Annotated in this window: 11 protein-coding genes, 3 tRNA genes, 1 other RNA gene and 1 pseudogene; 9 read left to right on the top strand and 7 right to left on the bottom strand. The window is 72.0% G+C overall.

What is annotated here, in order from left to right; translation table 11 throughout:
* Positions 1 to 26: 26 nt before the first annotated feature.
* The 3 genes and pseudogenes from cobN to OG257_RS18735 all read left to right on the top strand — a co-directional run.
* Entirely contained in the window at positions 27 to 3,629 is a 3,603-nt protein-coding gene (cobN, locus tag OG257_RS18745) for a cobaltochelatase subunit CobN (RefSeq protein ID WP_329208870.1), read from the top strand.
* Between the two features lie 78 nt (positions 3,630 to 3,707).
* A complete protein-coding gene (locus OG257_RS18740; RefSeq protein WP_329208869.1) occupies positions 3,708 to 4,466 on the top strand; it encodes an IclR family transcriptional regulator in 759 nt (252 codons plus the stop codon).
* Positions 4,467 to 4,544: 78 nt separating this feature from the next.
* Positions 4,545 to 5,017: pseudogene (locus OG257_RS18735) on the top strand (tyrosine-type recombinase/integrase); the annotation flags it as partial.
* Between the two features lie 64 nt (positions 5,018 to 5,081).
* Here OG257_RS18735 and OG257_RS18730 read toward each other — a convergent pair.
* A tRNA-Ser gene (locus tag OG257_RS18730) sits at positions 5,082 to 5,169 on the bottom strand.
* 133 nt (positions 5,170 to 5,302) lie between these two features.
* On the opposite strand from OG257_RS18730, the gene ffs reads away from it, so the two are divergent.
* The 6 genes from ffs to OG257_RS18700 all read left to right on the top strand — a co-directional run bounded on the left by ffs (position 5,303) and on the right by OG257_RS18700 (position 13,896).
* Positions 5,303 to 5,397: signal recognition particle sRNA small type (gene ffs, locus OG257_RS18725), an RNA gene on the top strand.
* A gap of 80 nt (positions 5,398 to 5,477) precedes the next feature.
* Positions 5,478 to 7,718, top strand: coding sequence for a DNA polymerase III subunit gamma and tau (locus OG257_RS18720; protein WP_329208867.1), 2,241 nt, complete (start codon positions 5,478 to 5,480; stop codon positions 7,716 to 7,718).
* A 76-nt stretch (positions 7,719 to 7,794) separates the two neighbouring features.
* Entirely contained in the window at positions 7,795 to 9,048 is a 1,254-nt protein-coding gene (gene purD, locus OG257_RS18715; RefSeq protein WP_329208866.1) for a phosphoribosylamine--glycine ligase, read from the top strand.
* A 417-nt stretch (positions 9,049 to 9,465) separates the two neighbouring features.
* Positions 9,466 to 11,187 (top strand): hypothetical protein, encoded by a 1,722-nt coding sequence (locus tag OG257_RS18710; protein ID WP_329208865.1) that lies wholly within the window; start codon positions 9,466 to 9,468, stop codon positions 11,185 to 11,187.
* Between the two features lie 224 nt (positions 11,188 to 11,411).
* Positions 11,412 to 12,875, top strand: a complete 1,464-nt coding sequence (locus OG257_RS18705; RefSeq protein ID WP_329208863.1) for a N,N-dimethylformamidase beta subunit family domain-containing protein — start codon at positions 11,412 to 11,414, stop codon at positions 12,873 to 12,875.
* 106 nt (positions 12,876 to 12,981) lie between these two features.
* Complete coding sequence (locus OG257_RS18700; protein WP_329208861.1) at positions 12,982 to 13,896, top strand: phosphoribosylaminoimidazolesuccinocarboxamide synthase; 915 nt, start codon at positions 12,982 to 12,984, stop codon at positions 13,894 to 13,896.
* A 41-nt stretch (positions 13,897 to 13,937) separates the two neighbouring features.
* Here the strand turns inward: OG257_RS18700 and OG257_RS18695 are convergent.
* The 6 genes from OG257_RS18695 to OG257_RS18670 form a co-directional block, all read right to left on the bottom strand.
* Positions 13,938 to 14,013, bottom strand: a tRNA-Gly gene (locus tag OG257_RS18695).
* Between the two features lie 22 nt (positions 14,014 to 14,035).
* Positions 14,036 to 14,662, bottom strand: a complete 627-nt coding sequence (locus tag OG257_RS18690; protein WP_329208859.1) for a response regulator transcription factor — start codon at positions 14,660 to 14,662, stop codon at positions 14,036 to 14,038.
* Complete coding sequence (locus tag OG257_RS18685; protein WP_329208857.1) at positions 14,662 to 16,071, bottom strand: sensor histidine kinase; 1,410 nt, start codon at positions 16,069 to 16,071, stop codon at positions 14,662 to 14,664. Before OG257_RS18685 ends, OG257_RS18690 begins: the two co-directional genes overlap by 1 nt.
* Positions 16,072 to 16,124: 53 nt before the next feature.
* On the bottom strand, positions 16,125 to 16,895 hold the full coding sequence (locus tag OG257_RS18680) for an ABC transporter permease (RefSeq protein WP_329208855.1): 771 nt from the start codon (positions 16,893 to 16,895) through the stop codon (positions 16,125 to 16,127).
* Positions 16,892 to 17,839, bottom strand: coding sequence for an ABC transporter ATP-binding protein (locus OG257_RS18675; protein WP_329208853.1), 948 nt, complete (start codon positions 17,837 to 17,839; stop codon positions 16,892 to 16,894). The genes OG257_RS18680 and OG257_RS18675 overlap by 4 nt, the downstream gene beginning before the upstream one ends.
* 130 nt (positions 17,840 to 17,969) lie before the next feature.
* A tRNA-Gly gene (locus OG257_RS18670) sits at positions 17,970 to 18,042 on the bottom strand.
* Between the last annotated feature and the right edge of the window lie 12 nt (positions 18,043 to 18,054).

Below are 18,054 nucleotides of genomic sequence, written 5' to 3'. Positions count from 1 at the left end.
ACACCCCGAGGAAGGGCTGACGCCGCATGATCCTGCTCCTGTCGACGTCCGACACCGACCTGCTCAGCGCCCGCGCGTCCGCGGGCCCGGTCAACTACCGCTACGCCAACCCCTCCCGGCTCTCCCTCGAGGAACTCCCGGAGCTGCTGGACGGCACGGACCTCGTCGTCGTACGCCTCCTCGGCGGCGTACGGGCCTGGCAGGACGGCCTCGACCAGGTGCTGGCGACCGGCCGCCCCGTCGTCGTGCTGACCGGTGAACAGGCCCCCGACGCCCAGCTGATGGCCGCGTCCACCGTCCCCATCGGCATCGCCGCCGAGGCGCACGCCTACCTCGCGCACGGCGGCCCCGCCAACCTGGAGCAGCTGGCCCGCTTCCTGTCCGACACGGTGCTGCTCACCGGCCACGGTTTCGAGCCGCCCGCCCCCGCCCCCGCCTGGGGCCCGCTGGAGCGGACGGCCCGTGAGGGCGTCACCGGGCCCACCATCGCGGTGCTCTACTACCGCGCCCACCACATGAGCGGGAACACGGCGTTCATCGAAGCGCTCTGCGCCGCGGTGGAGGACGCGGGAGCCCGCGCCCTCCCGCTGTACGTCGCCTCGCTCCGTACGCCCGAGCCCGAACTCATCGACGAACTCCGGGCCGCCGACGCCATCGTGACGACCGTCCTCGCAGCGGGCGGCACCAAGCCGGCCACCGCGTCCGCGGGCGGCGACGACGAGTCCTGGGACGCGGGCGCCCTCACCGGCCTCGACGTACCGGTGCTCCAGGCGCTCTGCCTCACCAGCCCCCGTGCGGCCTGGGAGGAGAACGACGAGGGCGTCTCCCCGCTGGACGCCGCCACCCAGATCGCGGTGCCGGAGTTCGACGGGCGCCTGATCACGGTGCCGTTCTCCTTCAAGGAGATCGACGAGGACGGCCTGCCCGCGTACGTCGCCGACGCCGAGCGTGCGGCACGCGTCGCCGGAATCGCCGTACGGCACGCCCGGCTCCGCCACATCCCGGCCGCCGAGAAGCGGATCGCCCTCGTCCTGTCCGCGTACCCGACCAAGCACTCCCGCATCGGCAACGCGGTCGGCCTCGACACCCCCGCCAGCGCCGTCGCCCTGTTGCGCAGGCTCCGGGCCGAGGGCTACGACTTCGGGCCCGAGGAGGACATCCCGGGCCTGGTCTCCGGCGACGGCGACGAGCTGATCTACGCGCTGATCGAGGCCGGCGGCCACGACCAGGAGTGGCTCACCGAGGAGCAGCTGGCCCGCAACCCGGTCCGGATCCCCGCCGCCGACTACCGCCGCTGGTTCGCCACGCTGCCCGCCGAACTCCGCGAAGCCGTCGAGCGGCACTGGGGCCCGGCCCCGGGCGAGATGTTCCTCGACCGGTCCCGTAACCCCGAGGGCGACATCGTGCTCGCCGCCCTGCGCCGCGGCAACCTGCTGATCCTCATCCAGCCGCCGCGCGGTTTCGGTGAGAACCCGATCGCGATCTACCACGACCCCGATCTGCCGCCCTCGCACCACTACTTGGCCGCCTACCGCTGGATCGCCGCGTCCGCGGACGACAACGGTTTCGGCGCCGACGCGATGATCCACCTCGGCAAGCACGGCAACCTGGAGTGGTTGCCCGGCAAGAACGCCGGCCTGTCCGCCGCCTGCGGCCCCGACGCCGCACTCGGCGATCTGCCGCTCGTCTACCCGTTCCTGGTGAACGACCCGGGCGAGGGCACCCAGGCCAAGCGCCGTGTGCACGCCACGCTGGTCGACCACCTCGTACCGCCGATGGCGCGCGCCGACAGCTACGGCGACATCGCCCGCCTCGAACAGCTCCTGGACGAGCACGCCCAGATCGCCGCGATGGACCCGGCGAAGCTCCCGGCCGTCCGCGCCCAGATCTGGACCCTGATCCAGGCCGCGAAGCTCGACCACGACCTGGGGCTTCAGGACCGGCCCGAGGACGAGGGCTTCGACGAGTTCATCATGCATCTCGACGGCTGGCTCTGTGAGATCAAGGACGTCCAGATCCGCGACGGGCTGCACGTCCTGGGCGGCGCCCCGGCCGGCAAGGACCGCGTCAACCTCGTCCTCGCCGTCCTGCGCGCCCGTCAGATCTGGGGCGGTACGACATCGCTGCCCGGTCTGCGCGAGGCGCTCGGCCTCGACGAGTCCGCGGCCACCCGCACCGCCGCCGACGCGATCGAGGAGCAGGCCCGCACCCTCGTCCAGGCGATGGAGGACGCGGACTGGGATCCGGCCGCCGTCGCCGGAGTGGCCGCCGGACAGCCGCCCGCCGTCGCCGACATCCTCGACTTCGCCGCCACGGAGGTCGTGCCCCGCCTCGCCGCCACGACCGACGAGCTCGACCACACCGTCCACGCGCTGAACGGCGGCTTCGTCCCTGCGGGCCCCTCCGGTTCCCCGCTCCGCGGTCTGGTGAACGTCCTGCCGACCGGCCGGAACTTCTACTCCGTCGACCCGAAGGCCGTCCCGTCCCGTCTCGCCTGGGAGACCGGCCAGGCCCTCGCGGACTCGCTCCTGGAGCGCTACCGCGCCGACAACGGCGACTGGCCCACCTCCGTCGGCCTGTCCCTGTGGGGCACGAGCGCGATGCGCACGGCGGGCGACGACATCGCCGAGGCCTTCGCCCTGCTCGGCGTCCGCCCCGTCTGGGACGACGCCTCGCGCCGCGTCACGGGCCTGGAGCCGATCCCGTACGAGGAGCTGGGCCGCCCCCGTATCGACGTCACGCTGCGCATCTCCGGCTTCTTCCGGGACGCCTTCCCGCACACCATCGGCCTGCTGGACGACGCGGTACGCCTGGCCGCCTCCCTCGACGAGCCCGCCGAGCGGAACTTCGTACGCGCCCACACCCAGGCCGACCTGGCCGAACACGGCGACGAGCGGCGTGCCACCACCCGTATCTTCGGCTCCCGGCCGGGGACGTACGGTGCCGGGCTGCTCCAGCTCATCGATTCCCGCGACTGGCGCACCGACGCCGACCTCGCCGAGGTCTACACGGTGTGGGGCGGCTACGCCTACGGCCGTGAGCTCGACGGGCGCCCGGCCCGGGACGAGATGGAGACCGCGTACAAGCGCATCGCGGTCGCGGCGAAGAACACCGACACCCGTGAGCACGACATCGCGGACTCCGACGACTACTTCCAGTACCACGGCGGCATGGTGGCGACCGTACGCGCGCTGAAGGGCACCGCCCCCGAGGCGTACATCGGCGACTCGACCCGGCCCGAGACGGTCCGCACGCGCACCCTGGTCGAGGAGACGTCCCGGGTCTTCCGCGCCCGGGTGGTCAACCCGAAGTGGATCGAGGCGATGCGCCGCCACGGCTACAAGGGCGCCTTCGAGCTCGCCGCCACGGTCGATTACCTGTTCGGGTACGACGCGACGACGGGCGTGGTCGCCGACTGGATGTACGACAAGCTCACGGAGACGTACGTCCTGGATCCGACGAACCGCGAGTTCCTCCAGCAGGCCAATCCCTGGGCCCTCCACGGCATCGCGGAACGCCTCCTGGAGGCCGAGTCGCGGGGCATGTGGGCGAAGCCGGACCCGGCCGTGCTCGAGGCGCTGCGCCAGGTCTTCCTGGAGACGGAAGGCAACCTGGAGGGCGAGGACTGAGGCGCGCGTCCCAGCGCTCGGAACAGGGCGGATCCGGGACATATTGCCGCTCGGCTGTACCGGGTCCAAGCTGGTGGAATGGGTGATCAGGTAGGCCCCACGCCTGTCGCGGCTGTCCAGCAGGCCCTCCGCCTGCTGGAAGCGGCGGGAGCGCACGAGGGCGGCGTTCCCGCGGAGCAGCTGGCGAGGGAGGCCGGGCTGCCGTTGGCCACCGCGCACGAGCTGCTGCCCGCGCTCACCCATGACGGCTACCTGAAGAGGCTGGACGACGGCGGGTTCGTCATGGGTGACGAGCTGTTCGAGCCGCAGCCGGGAAGCCTCGCGGAGGGGCTGCTCACGCGCGTCCGCCCCGCACTCGCCTCGCTGCGGGACGAGGTGTCGGCCGCCGCGTACCTGACCTTCTACGAGGACGGCGAGATCCGCGTCGCGGAGATCGTCGACGGCCCGCAGGCGCCGAGAGTGGACCTCTGGGTGGGATTCAAGGACGCCGGACACGCCACGGCACTGGGCAAGTGCGTCCTGCGCGAGCTGGACGACGAGGCGCGCGGCGACTACCTCTCCAGACACGACCTGGCCGATCTCACACCCCGCACGATCACGCGGCGGGAGGACCTCGTGCGAGAGCTCGATTCCTCGCAGCCCGCCCCCGTCGTCATGGACCGCGAGGAGTACTCCCTCGGCACGCTCTGCATCGCGGTGCCCGTGTACAGCGGGGACAAGCTCGGCTCGCTCGGCATCTCCTTCCGGTCGGACCGGATGTACCGGACCAGCCAGGTACGGGAGAGGCTGCTCGCATCGGCTGAGCGGGTGACCAGGGGGCTCTCCCTCACCCTCTGAGCCGGACGGCCGGAGGACCTGCGCCTCGAGCAGGGCCGCACCGGAGAAGACCTCGACGGAAGCCGCCGCAAGTAGGCGCGGCGCGAGGCGAAGAACACCAAGTCGCGTGCCGGCCGTCGTGGTTCCCCTGCCGGGGCCTCTGGTTGTGATGTTGCGAACGCACGGGGAGGCCCAGGCGCGGGAGCGCAAGACCGCTGGGAATCTGTGGACCGAGTCGGACTACGTGTTCACGAAGCCGCTCGGTGGCCCGTTGAGCCCGAATAACGGACTACCACGACTGGAAGAAGCTGCTGGAGGACGCTGGGGTCCGTGACGCGCGCCTGCACGACGCCCGGCACACCGCCGCTACCGTCCTCATGCCGCTTGGCGTCCCGGACCGCGTGATCGACCAGATCATGGGCTGGGAGGCGGGGACGTCCGCCCGGATGCGCGCGCGGTACCTGCATGTGCCCCGACGCCATGCTGAAGGACGTGGCGCAGAAGATCGCGGACGCCATCTGGGGGCCCCACCGAAGGGCCTTGTGGACAAAGACCAGGACAACGGGGGCTGAGACAACGCCGAAGGGCCCCACCGCAAGCGGTGGGGCCCTTCAACGTATTGCCCGGTGAGAGCAATGGCGGAGGATACGAGATTCGAACTCGTGAGGGGTTGCCCCCAACACGCTTTCCAAGCGTGCGCCCTAGGCCACTAGGCGAATCCTCCGCCGCAAACAATACAAGACGTTGGGGAGTGCTCGCGAACACGTTCCCCCGGAGATCGTTCCGAGCGGTCCCGGAGCGGACCCGGGGGGCCGGGTGGGTGGACTTCGGGGGGCGGGGATCGGTTAAGGTGGGCGTCAGCCCCTCACGTGGCGCTATCTGACTGAACTCCCCCAGGGCCGGAAGGCAGCAAGGGTAGGTTGGCTCTGGCGGGTGCGTGGGGGGCCCTTGCGTGCCCGGGGGTGTGGTGTCCCGCCGATGGTGTGCCCGGAGCGGGGCCGGTTGTCGGTCCGCCCCGATAACCTCGTATGTGTGTCGTCCCTTGCGCTCTACCGCCGCTATCGCCCCGAGTCCTTCGCCGAGGTCATCGGTCAGGAGCATGTCACTGACCCCTTGCAGCAGGCCCTGCGGAACAACCGGGTCAATCACGCGTACCTGTTCAGCGGGCCGCGCGGATGTGGAAAGACGACCAGCGCGCGCATCCTCGCCCGCTGTCTGAACTGCGAGAAGGGGCCGACGCCGACGCCGTGCGGGGAGTGCCAGTCCTGCCAGGACCTCGCGCGCAACGGACCCGGTTCGATCGATGTGATCGAGATCGACGCCGCGTCCCACGGTGGTGTCGACGATGCCCGTGACCTGCGGGAAAAGGCATTCTTCGGGCCTGCGTCGAGCCGGTACAAGATCTACATCATCGACGAGGCGCACATGGTCACGCCGGCAGGTTTCAACGCCCTGCTGAAGGTGGTCGAGGAGCCGCCGGAGCACCTCAAGTTCATTTTCGCGACCACGGAGCCCGAGAAGGTCATCGGCACCATCCGGTCGCGTACGCACCACTACCCGTTCCGGCTGGTTCCGCCCGGGACGCTGCGCGGCTATCTCGCCGAGGTGTGCGGCAAGGAGAACAGCTTCGTCGAGGACGGTGTGCTGCCCCTCGTCGTGCGCGCGGGTGCGGGATCCGTGCGTGACTCGATGTCTGTCATGGACCAGTTGCTGGCCGGCGCGGGCGATGACGGTGTGACATACGCCATGGCGACCTCGCTGCTCGGCTACACGGACGGGTCCCTGCTGGACTCCATCGTGGACGCTTTCGCCGCGGGCGACGGGGCGGCGGCCTTCGAGGTCGTGGACCGGGTGATCGAGGGCGGCAACGACCCACGGCGCTTCGTCGCGGACCTGCTGGAGCGGCTGCGCGACCTGGTGATCCTGGCGGCCGTGCCGGACGCGGGCGACAAGGGGCTCATCGACGCGCCTGCCGACGTGGTCGAGCGGATGCAGGCCCAGGCGTCCGTCTTCGGTGCCGCGGAGCTGAGCCGCGCCGCCGATCTGGTCAACGAGGGGCTCACGGAGATGCGCGGGGCGACCTCTCCGCGGCTTCAGGTGGAGCTGATCTGCGCCCGGGTGCTGCTGCCCGCGGCCTTCGACGACGAGCGTTCGCTCCAGGCCCGGCTGGACCGGTTGGAGCGCGGCGTGTCCTTCGCGGCACCCGGCGCGGGCCCCGCCGTGGGGTACGTCCCCGGGCCGGAGGCCCATGCGCCGGCCGGTGCCGGACTGCCCGGCGGCGGCCCCGCCGCAGCTCGTGCGGCGGTACGTGGCGAGGCACCCGACGGCGGCCCCGCAGCCGCACCCTTCGCAGCTCCCGCCGCAGCCCCTGCCACCGCTCCCGTCGTCCCGGAGGCTCCGGCTGTCGCGCCGCCGGTCCACCAGGCACCCGCGGAAGCACCACCCGCAGAAGCGCCGGCCGCCGGGCAGCGCCCCGGGGCGTGGCCCGCCGCCGCAGGGGCCGGAGGCGCCGGAGCGGAGCCGGCGCGTCGTCCCGGGGGCTGGCCGACCGCGTCCGCACCGGGTCAGACACCGCCTCCGCAGACGGCCCCCCCGGCCACCGCCGCGGCCCCGGCTGCCGCCGCTGCTGCGCCCGCAGCACCCGCGCCGGGCGGACAGGACATGGCGCAGGGCGTCGGCCAGGTACGGAACATGTGGCCGGACATCCTGGAGGCCGTGAAGAACCGCCGCCGGTTCACCTGGATCCTGCTCAGCCAGAACGCCCAGGTCACCGGTTTCGACGGCACCACACTGCAGATCGGCTTCCTCAGCGCGGGTGCCCGGGACAACTTCGCGAGCAGCGGCAGCGAAGAGGTGCTGAAGCAGGCTCTTGCCGAGAGGTTCAACGCCCAGTGGAGGGTCGAGGCCGTCATCGACCCGTCGGGCGGCGGAGGTGGCGGAGGCACGCCCCCGCAGACCGGTGGCGGCGGTGGCCGCCCTCCGGCCGCCCCGTATCAGCCCCCGGCGGCCCCGCAGCCGCAGCCGCAGTCGTACGAGTCCCGCCCGGCCCCGGCACAGGAGCCCCAGCAGCCGCCGTCCCAGCAGTCCGGGCAGGCCGGGCAGTCCGACCAGGGGTACTCCAGGGCCGCTCCCGAGCCGTCGCGTTCGGTCGCTCCCGAGGACGACACCGCGGAGGCCGACGATCCGGATCTGGTGGACTCCGCGCTCTCCGGGCACGATCTGATCGTCCGCGAGCTGGGGGCGACGGTCGTCGAGGAGTTCAACAACGAGTAGGGGGCCCGTGCCGCGGACCGTGTCCACGGAGCGGCGCCCGTCATGGCGCCCGGCCCCCGGCGGTTAGGCTGCACCCGTGAAGGTCCTCGTCATCGGCGGCGGCGCCCGCGAACACGCCCTGTGCCGCTCTCTCTCCCTCGACCCCGATGTCACCGCTCTGTACTGCGCCCCCGGCAACGCCGGAATCGCAGAGGTGGCCGAACTGCACCCGGTCGACGCACTCGACGGCGAAGCCGTCGCGCGCCTCGCCACCGAGCTGGGCGCCGAGCTGGTGGTCGTCGGCCCGGAGGCACCGCTTGTCGCCGGGGTCGCCGACGCCGTGCGCGCGGTCGGCATCCCCTGCTTCGGCCCCTCGCGCGAGGCGGCCCAGCTGGAGGGCTCCAAGGCGTTCGCCAAGGACGTCATGGCCGGTGCCAACGTCCCGACCGCCCGCAGCTACGTCTGCACGACGGCTGCCGAGATCGACGAGGCACTCGACGCCTTCGGAGCCCCGTACGTCGTCAAGGACGACGGTCTCGCGGCCGGTAAGGGCGTCGTCGTCACCGACGACGTCGAAGAGGCCCGCGCCCATGCGCTCGCCTGCGACCGTGTGGTCATCGAGGAGTTCCTCGACGGCCCCGAGGTGAGCCTCTTCGCGATCACCGACGGCACCACGGTCCTGCCGTTGCAGCCGGCACAGGACTTCAAGCGCGCCCTGGACGGCGACGAGGGCCCGAACACCGGCGGCATGGGCGCGTACTCCCCGCTTCCGTGGGCCGACCCGAAGCTGGTCGACGAGGTCATGGAGACCGTCCTCCAGCCGACCGTCGACGAGCTCCGCCGCCGCGGTACGCCCTTCTCGGGGCTGCTGTACGCCGGCCTCGCGATCACCTCGCGCGGGGTACGGGTCATCGAGTTCAACGCCCGTTTCGGAGACCCGGAGACCCAGGTGGTCCTGGCCCGGCTGAAGACCCCGCTGGCCGGTGTCCTGCTCGGTTCCGCGAACGGCACCCTGGACCTCGTACCCCCGCTGAACTGGCGCGACGACGCTGCCGTCACCGTGGTCATCGCCTCGCACAACTACCCGGGCACACCCCGCACGGGTGACCCGATCGACGGTCTCGCGGATGTGGCGGCGAAGGATGCCCCGCACGCGTTCGTCCTGCACGCCGGTACGCGGCAGGACGGCGACGCGGTCGTCAGCGCCGGGGGGCGCGTGCTCTCCGTCACGGCGACCGGTTCGGACCTCTCGATGGCCCGTGAGCGCGCCTACAAGGCCCTCGGCCGGATCCGGCTCGACGGCTCCCAGCACCGTACGGACATCGCCCGCAAGGCTGCCGAGGAGGCCTGAGGCCCGAGTCCTGGGGCCCGAGGCCCGACGGTCCCGGCCGTCTCAGCCCGGTCCCGGTCCCGGCCCCCGGTCCGTTCTTGCGTGCTTCCGTGCCCGGCCACTTCCCGGAGTGGCCGGGCACGGGTGTGTACGGGCGGGTACGGGCGGGTAACGGCTCCTCCGGAACCACCGGCACGGGTCCGGCAGAGCGTCACCCGTAACAGCGGACCCTTGTGCACCGGCGCGTCAGCAGCTTTGCCCAAAGCCATTCCATCGGGTGACGACTGGGCCATCCGGATGACGTCCGCCGAGGCCCCAACTAGGGTGCGGCGCAAGCGTTCCGGCACTTGGCCCACCGGCATTGCGATGTCGGTGGTGGGTGCCACAGTGGGGGAGTGACCAACACCGTCGCGGGGGCAGAGGGGGTGACGTCAGGCCGTGTCCGGTACCGGTTCGGTTGAGGAGCTGGGTGCGCTTTCAGCGCGTGCCCGTGCCCTGGCTCTGCTGCGTATCCGCAGCAGAGCCGTGGCCGTGGCCATCCTGCCCGCGGCTGCGGCCGTCGTGCTGCTCGTCGCGGGCGCACAGGGCCACATCGGCGGCGGTGCGTGGGACACGGTCCGCTGGGGGGTGACGGTCTGCGCCGTCGTCGTGCTGCTGCTCGCCGTCGCGGTCGCCGCCGCGGTGGCGCGGGCGCGGCCCGCGGTCAGTCCGACCGTGCCGCTCACGGAGGAGGCGGCCCCCGATCTCTACCGGCTGGTCCGTGATCTGGCCGACCGGCTCGACGTCCCTGCGCCCTCCGCCATAGCTCTGACGCCGGACTGCGACAGCTGGCTGGAGGACCGTACGCACCCCGCCGCCCAGCAGAGGGCGACGGACCTGGCCAAGGGGCTGTCGGGCGGCCGGCGCGGCCGACGGGTTCCTGCCGCGCCCGTGCTCGTGATCGGCTCGCCCTTCCTGTGGTGGATGCGGGTCGCCGAGCTGCGGGCGGTGCTGGCTCCGGTCGTCGCGGGGACCGGTCCGTCCGCGCACCCGGACATAGCCGCCGCCCGCCGTTTCGTACGTGGACTCGATGCCGCCGTCGCCGATGCCTCCGTACCCGGCCAGGGGGCCGTGCGCAGGGTGCCGGCCGCCTTCGTCGGCTGGATCGCCAGGATGCTGCTGCGCGGTTGTCGCAGTCATGCGGCCGAGATGGAGCGCTGCGTCGCCGCCGCCGCCTCGGTGCGCGCCCAGGGGGTGGACTACGGACTGCGGATCGTCGCCCAGGAGCAGGTCGGCCTCGCCTACGCGGGCTGGGACCGGCTGCTGACCCGGGTCGCGCTGCCCGCCTGGCGGATGGGCCGCTGGCCCTCCCGGCTCGACGCCGGTGTCGTCTCCGCGCTCACCGAGCTCTCCCGGCGCGACCGGCTGGCGGAGGGCTTCACCTCGCGGCTCGGGGAGCGCCCTGCCTGCGATCTTCTGGAGGAGCCGGGCGTGGCCGACGAAGCGGCTTCCCTGCTGGCCGCGCGGCTCTTCCACGGTGGCCCCGCGGAGAGCGGCCCCGACTGGTCCCCGGTCGACTGGCAGCAGTATCCGGAAGAGGTCGTCGACCGGAAGTGGCGTACGGAGGCGGCCCGGCTCCACCGCGTGCTCGACTCCCTGGGCGTGTCCGCGGGTGTGCACCGCGCCCCGCCCGCCGAGCCGGTCGGCACCGCGGTGCCGACGCTGGCCCGTGTCATCGACCACCTGGCGGCACCCGGCGGGAACGCCGAGGAGCTCGCCGCCGGGATCGGTGCCGCCGTGGCCCGCGACGAGGCGGGAGCGGCACCACCGCCCCGGGCCGGCGGCCCGGCGGACGGTGCGCAGCCCGGAGCGGATCCGGACCCCCTCGACCTCTGGGGCCCCGTGCCGCTCCCGCTGTTCCCGCTCCAGCCTCCGCGCACGGGTGCGGAGTTGCTGGCCGATCACGTCGTGGCGATGGTCTGCTGCGCGGCCGTGGACACGGCGGGGGCGGCGCCCGGCCTCGACTGGCTCGACGGGCCGGCGCTGCTGGTCGACGGCGGACGCAGGTCGGACCTGGGTGCTCCCGTTCTCAGCCTCGTCGAGGACGGTGACGCGGAGCCTCTGCGTTCCTGGCTCTCCGGCCTGGGCGTCCGCACCGACAAGCCCGTACGGCTGGTGTGAACGGCTGCCCCAAGCGGTACCCGCGGGCCTGTATACGCCTTGGTCTCCCAGTACACCCATGTGTCTCCTGCGTCCCCCATGTCCCCAACATCCGGAAGGTTACGTTCCGTTCACGTCAATTCGCGACGAACGGTGACGGAGTGCATGCGTTATGTGATGTGCTGGGGACCGGCGCTGACATCCGGCGCACCAGTGTGGTCCGGGGGACGAGGGAGGGGAGCGACATGGGGGCCGAGCAGATCCGGCGATGGGAATCAGGTGCCCTCGCGCACGCGGTGAGCGACCCCTTCGGGCAGGGCCCGCTGCCGTGGCTCCGGGGCAGCGAGAACTACTTCGACGACACCGGCCAGGTCGTCCCCTGGTACGCCGATCCCGACCTGGGCCGCGGCGGGGCCGGTGGCGGCACGCGTGCGGCCGACGATGTGCACCGCCAGATCAAGGGCTTCGTGTCACCCGGCGCCGCGGCACCCGGCGAGGCGATCGACTTCCACATCACGGTGGACCCGCCCCAGCAGTTCTCCGTCGACATCTACCGCATCGGCCACTACGCGGGCGACGGCGCCGCCAAGATCACCACGAGCCCGCGACTGTCCGGCATCGTCCAGCCGGCCCCGCTCGCCGCCGACCGTACGGTCTCCTGCCATCACTGGTGGCTCTCCTGGCGTCTGCAGATCCCCAGTTACTGGTCGGTCGGCGCGTACGTCGCGGTCCTCACCACCGCCGACGGCTACCGCTCCCACATCCCCTTCACGGTCCGCGACGACCACCCGGCGGATCTGCTGCTCCTGCTCCCGGACATCACCTGGCAGGCGTACAACCTCTACCCGGAGGACGGCCGCACCGGCGCCAGCCTCTATCACGCCTGGGACGAACAGGGTCGGCTGCTGGGCGAGGAGGACGCCGCTTCCACGATCTCCTTCGACCGCCCCTACGCGGGCGCGGGACTGCCCCTGCACGTCGGCCACGCCTACGACTTCATCCGCTGGGCCGAGCGCTACGGCTACGACCTCGCGTACGCCGACGCCCGCGATCTGCACGCCGGCCGTGTCGACACCAGCCGCTACCGCGGTCTGGTCTTCCCCGGCCACGACGAGTACTGGTCGGTGCCCATGCGCCGTACCGCGGAGCGTGCCCGCGACACCGGCACCTCGCTCGTCTTCCTCTCCGCGAACACCATGTACTGGCAGGTCGGCCTCTCCCCGTCCCCGTCGGGGGTTCCCGACCGCCTGCTGACCTGCCGCAAGCGCAGCGGGCCGGGCAAGTCCGCGCTGTGGCGCGAGGTCGACCGTGCCGAACAGCAGCTGCTCGGCATCCAGTACGCGGGCCGGGTCCCCGAGGCCCACCCCCTGGTCGTCCGCAACGCCGAGCACTGGCTCTGGGAGGCCACCGGAGCGGCCGAGGGCGACGAGATCGACGGGCTGGTCGCCGGTGAGGCCGACCGCTACTTCCCGCGTACGTCGCTGCCGGAGCACGAGAACCGCATACTGCTCGCGCACTCCCCCTACCGGGACGGCGACGGGGCCACGCGGCATCAGGAGACCTCGCTGTACCGGGCGCCGTCCGGTGCGCTGGTCTTCGCGTCGGGAACCTTCGCCTGGTCACCGGCGCTGGACCGGCCGGGCCATGTCGACACCCGCATCCAGCGGGCCACGGCCAACCTGCTCGACCGGATCTGCAAGCGCGACTGAGCGGCTTCCCGCCCGCGCCACCGACCGAGGCGGACCCGTGGCGTCGTGGCCCGTTCGCATGCGGGACAATCGGAGCGACTCCTGGATCAACCTACGCGGAGGCAGCGTGTCCGGTTTCGTAGAAAAGCCCGAGCCCGTGCAGGTGCCGGGGCTCACCCACCTGCACACCGGCAAGGTGCGCGACCTGTACCGGAACGAGGCGGGCGACCTGGTCATGGTCGCCAGCGACCGTATGTCCGCGTACGACTGGGTCCTGCCCACCGAGATCCCGGACAAGGGGCGGGTGCTCACGCAGCTGTCGCTGTGGTGGTTCGACCAGTTCGCCGATCTCGTGCCGAACCACGTCCTGTCCTCGGAGCTCCCCGCCGGAGCTCCCGCCGACTGGGCGGGCCGCACGCTGATCTGCAGGTCGCTGCGGATGGTCCCGGTCGAGTGCGTCGCCCGTGGGTATCTGACGGGGTCCGGACTGATCGAGTACAACGCGACGCGTACGGTCTGCGGGCTCGCGCTTCCCGAGGGGCTCGTCGACGGCTCCGAACTCCCGGTGCCCATCTTCACGCCCGCCACCAAGGCCGCGGTCGGGGACCACGACGAGAACGTGTCGTACGAGGAGGTCGTCGGCGAGGTCGGCGCCGAGACGGCCGCCGCGCTGCGGCAGACGACGCTCGCCGTGTACGGCCGTGCACGGGACATCGCGCGTGAGCGCGGGATCATCCTCGCCGACACGAAGTTCGAATTCGGCTTCGCGCCCACCGCGGACGGCGGCGAGGAGCTGATCATCGCGGACGAGGTGCTGACCCCGGACTCCTCGCGCTTCTGGCCCGCCGCGACCTGGAAGCCGGGCAAGGCGCAGCCCTCGTACGACAAGCAGTTCGTGCGCGACTGGCTGACCTCGGCGGCCTCAGGCTGGGACCGCCACAGCGAGCAGCCGCCCCCGGCGCTGCCGCAGGCGATCGTCGACGCGACCCGGGCGAAGTACCTGGACGCGTACGAGCTCCTGACCGGCACCCGCTGGTCGTAACAGCAGAAGGCCCCGGTCACGAGGACCGGGGCCTTCTTGTGTGGAGCGAACGACGAGGTTCGAACTCGCGACCTCAACCTTGGCAAGGTTGCGCTCTACCAGCTGAGCTACGTTCGCATGCGCCGAAGCGCGCTGCTAACTATACCCAACCCCGCTCCCGTGCGAGACGCACTGCCGTATGACGGTTCTCGGCACCGACTTTGGACGCGGCCGAGGACAGGTAGTTGCGCACGGTCCCCTGGGACAGCGACGCCCGCTCCGCGATCTCCGCGACGGGCGCACCGTCCGCCGCGAGTTCCAGCACCTCGGCCTCGCGCGCGGTCAGCGGGGAGTCCCCGGCGGAGATCGCGTCGGCGGCCAACTCGGGGTCCACATAGCGGTTTCCCGCGTGCACCGTACGAATGATCTCGGCCAGCCGGCGGGCGCTGACCGTCTTCGGGACGAAGGCGCGGACGCCCGCCGCGAGCGCCCGCTTCAGGTGCCCGGGTCTGCCGTGACTCGTCACGATCATGGTCCGGCAGCCGGGCAGTCCGGTGCGCAGGGATGTGGCGACCTTCACACCGTCCGCGCCCGGCATCTCCAGGTCCAGGACCGCGACGTCCGGCCGGTGCGCCATCGCCATCGCGAGCGCCTCGGGTCCGGTCGCCGCCTCGGCGACCAGGAGGATGTCGTCCTCGAGGGCGAGCAGCGCGGCGAGTGCGCCGCGGATCAGGTGCTCGTCCTCGGCCAGCAGGACCCGTATGGGGGCCGGTCGTTGTCCGGGCATCACGCGGCCACCTCATCCGGACCGGAGGAGCCGGCGGAGGCGCGGGAGCCCCGGTCGTGGTCCGTGCCCGGAGCGGGCAGGGGCACCCGCGCGGTCAGCCGGAAGCATCCGTCGCCCGGGGTCGGGCCCGCTTCCAGCGTCCCGCCGTGGGCGGCGAGCCGTTCCTGCAGGCCCACCAGGCCGGAGCCGGTGCCCGTACTCGCCCCGGTCCCGTCCTCGTTCGCGCCTTCGCCCGGGACGACGGCCGGCTCGGGCACGCCGTCGTTCTGCACCGTCAGCACCACCTCTCCCTGTCGAGGAGGCCGCGGGCCTCCGGGCGACCCGCTCGCCCCGGACGGCTCCGTCGTGGCGAGCCGGATCGTGCACCGCCGGGGGTCGCCGTGCCGCAGCACGTTCGTCGTCGCCTCCCGTACCACCCACCCCAGCGCGGACTGGAGGTCCGGCGGGAGGGCCGGCGGACCGTCGTCGAGCCCATGGATCACGCAGTCGATCCCCGCGGCCTTCAGCACGCCCACCGCCCCCTCCAGTTCGATACGCAGGTCCGCCTCCCGGTAGCCGCGTACGACGTCCCGGACCTCGCGCTGCGACTCCTGGGCGATCCGCTGCACCTCGGCCATCTGCGAGACGGCCTCCGGCCTTCCCCGCTCGGCCAGTTGGACCGCCAGCTCGCTCTTCAGGGCCATCACGGCGAGATTGCGCCCCATCACATCGTGCATGTCCCGCCCGAACCGAAGCCGTTCCTCAGCGACCGCGAGGCGGGTCCGAAGTTCGTGCGAGGCGTCCAGTTCCCGGACGACGCCGACGAGCCAGGCCGAGAAGACGTACGTGAGGGCGAGCAGCGAACCGGCGGCGGCGACCCCGACGAAGTTCAGCCAGGTCTGCCGCAGGCCCAGCCCCAGGACGGCCGTGACGACGGCTGTCGCTGTCGGGGCACCGAGCACCGCGTACACGCGCGCTTCCGTCGTCCGCAGACCGAGCACCAGCGTCGCCACGCCGAAGGCGGGGATCCCCATCATCAGCAGCCCGAAGTCGTCCTGCTTGGTGATCGCCCCGGTGTCGAGCAGCAGGAGAAGGGCCAGGACGCCCGCACCGGACAGTGCGGCGGTGGCCGCCATCAGCGATACGGGACGCTCCCTGCGGCCCAGCCGCCAGTCGAGGGCTCTGGAGGTGAGGACGGCACAGACCACCGAGTGCGCGAGCAGGAGAAGGAACAGCCACACACCCGCGGGCTGCCGATCGGCGAACAGTTGCGGAAAGGCGAGCGCACCGGCTTCGGCACCGGCCATCGCGTGGAAGGTAAAGCGCGTGTAGAGCTCGACCTTCGCGGTGTCGGTCCTGGCGGACCGCAGTGCCCGACGTCCGAACAGCCGCGCCCACAGCGGGTCCCCGCCCGTCTTCTCCGTGGTCATGGTGCTCCCGTCCCCGTGTTCCGCTGCCTGTGTCCCGCTGTTCGGCGGCCGGCTCATCGTCGTGGATCCCAGCGGAACCAGCGCTGCACAGCAAACACCCCGCACACGGTCCAGGCCAGTGCCGTCAGCCCCGACCCGAGCAGGTCGTAGCCCTCCCCGCCGCCCAGCCAGCCGGCCCGTACGAGCGTCATCACACCTGTCATCGGGAGCAGTTCGCACAGCGAAGCGGCACGGTCCGGGAGGACCTCCAGCGGTACGAAGAGACCGGAGCCCAGTATCGACACGAAGAACACCGGCAGCGTGGTGAGCTGGGCGGTCTGCACCGTGCGCGTCGTCGCGGACGTGACCGCCGCCAGCGCCGACAGCAGCAGCAGTCCCAGGAGCAGCCCCAGGACCAGCAGTCCGGGCTGCCGGGGTGCGCCCAGGCCGAAGGCGAGCCCTCCGACGACAATCATCAGGACGCACTGGGCGAGGGCCAGCGACACCGCCGGGAGCGCCGTACCGGTGAGGATCTCGCGGTCGGAGACCTCTCCCGTGCGCAGCCGCTTCAGGACGAGTTCCTCGCGACGGGCCACGTAGGTGGCGACCAGGTTCATGTAGACGACCTGGAGCAGCACCATGCCGAGGCCCCCGGTCAGGGCCGCTCCGGCGACGGTCAGTCCGGTCCCGCCGAGGTCGATCCGGTCCAGTGAGGACTTCATCGCGAAGATCATCATCAGGGGCATCAGCAGGGCGACGAACACCGCCGTCCTGTTGCGTACGAGCAGGGTCAGCTCGGCACGTCCGAGGGCGCCCAGCCGCCCCGTCGTCGTGGTGCTCGTCATGCCGTCGCCACCCTCTCCGCCTGTGCGTGCGTGTTCGCGATGTCCAGGAACGCCTCTTCGAGCGAGGCGGAACGGGCATCGAGCCCGTGCAACCGCACGCCGGACTCCCGGGCCCAGAGCAGCAGTTCGTGGAGGGATTCCTGAAGCTCGTGGGTGCGGATGTCGATGCGCCGGCCGTCGGCCGCGGCCCGCAGCGTCAGCGGGAGCTGTGCCGCTGTCACCCCTTCGGGGAGCTCGAAGCGGATCCGGGCGGGACGCTCGGCCGTCACCTCGGCGATCGTGCCCGAGGTGACGATCCGTCCCTGGTGCATGATCGCCAGCCGGTCGGCGAGCGCCTCGGCCTCCTCCAGGTAGTGCGTGGTCAGCAGGACGGTCGTGCCGTCGTCCCGCAGCTCCCGCACCAGCCGCCAGGTGTCGCGCCGGCCCTCGGCGTCGAGCCCCGTCGTCGGCTCGTCCAGGAAGAGGACCTCCGGGCGTCCGAGCAGGGCCAGTGCCAGGTCGAGGCGGCGGCGCTCCCCGCCGGAGAGCTGCTTGACCCGGACGCCGGCCCGGCCACCGAGGCCCACCCTGTCGAGCACCTCGCGGGGCGGCCCGGCCCCGCTGGTGCAGCCCGCCCACAACCGCAGGGTCTCGGTGACCGTCAGGTCGGACGGGAAGCCGCCCTCCTGGAGCATCACTCCGGTCCGGGGCCGGACGGCCGCGCGCTCGCTGTACGGATCGTGGCCGAGTACGCGCACGGTGCCGCTGTCCGGGCGGGCCAGTCCCTCCAGCAGCTCGACGGTGGAGGTCTTTCCCGCGCCGTTGGTCCCGAGCAGGGCGAAGAGCTCGCCGCGCGCCACGGAGAAGGAGATCCCGCTCACGGCCTCGAAGCCGCCGGCGTAACACCGCCGGACCTCGCTCGCTTCGATGGCCGCGCCGGGGAGGAGAAAGTCGTCGCTGGTCATGACCCAAGACTTCCGCCGGATCAGGGCGGTGCGCAGTGCGCGCTGTCATCACTGCTCATGACAAACGTCATGGGTCGGCAATGGATACGACAAAGGCCCCGGTCGATATCGACCGGGGCCTTTGAACAAGAGCGGACGACCAGGTTCGAACTGGCGACCTCAACCTTGGCAAGGTTGCGCTCTACCAACTGAGCTACGTCCGCATTGCTGCCACT

Source organism: Streptomyces sp. NBC_00683 (assembly GCF_036226745.1).
Lineage (GTDB): Bacteria > Actinomycetota > Actinomycetes > Streptomycetales > Streptomycetaceae > Streptomyces.
Note: the sequence above shows the minus strand (reverse complement) of the source record. Positions and strands in the feature narration are given on the sequence as shown.

Coding starts and splice junctions, on each gene's coding strand:
- cobN (WP_329208870.1), top strand. CDS start 27: ATGATCCTGCTCCTGTCGACGTCCGACACCGACCTGCTCAGCGCCCGC.
- OG257_RS18740 (WP_329208869.1), top strand. CDS start 3,708: ATGGGTGATCAGGTAGGCCCCACGCCTGTCGCGGCTGTCCAGCAGGCC.
- OG257_RS18705 (WP_329208863.1), top strand. CDS start 11,412: ATGGGGGCCGAGCAGATCCGGCGATGGGAATCAGGTGCCCTCGCGCAC.
- OG257_RS18690 (WP_329208859.1), bottom strand. CDS start 14,662: ATGCCCGGACAACGACCGGCCCCCATACGGGTCCTGCTGGCCGAGGAC.
- OG257_RS18685 (WP_329208857.1), bottom strand. CDS start 16,071: ATGACCACGGAGAAGACGGGCGGGGACCCGCTGTGGGCGCGGCTGTTC.
- OG257_RS18680 (WP_329208855.1), bottom strand. CDS start 16,895: ATGACGAGCACCACGACGACGGGGCGGCTGGGCGCCCTCGGACGTGCC.
- OG257_RS18675 (WP_329208853.1), bottom strand. CDS start 17,839: ATGACCAGCGACGACTTTCTCCTCCCCGGCGCGGCCATCGAAGCGAGC.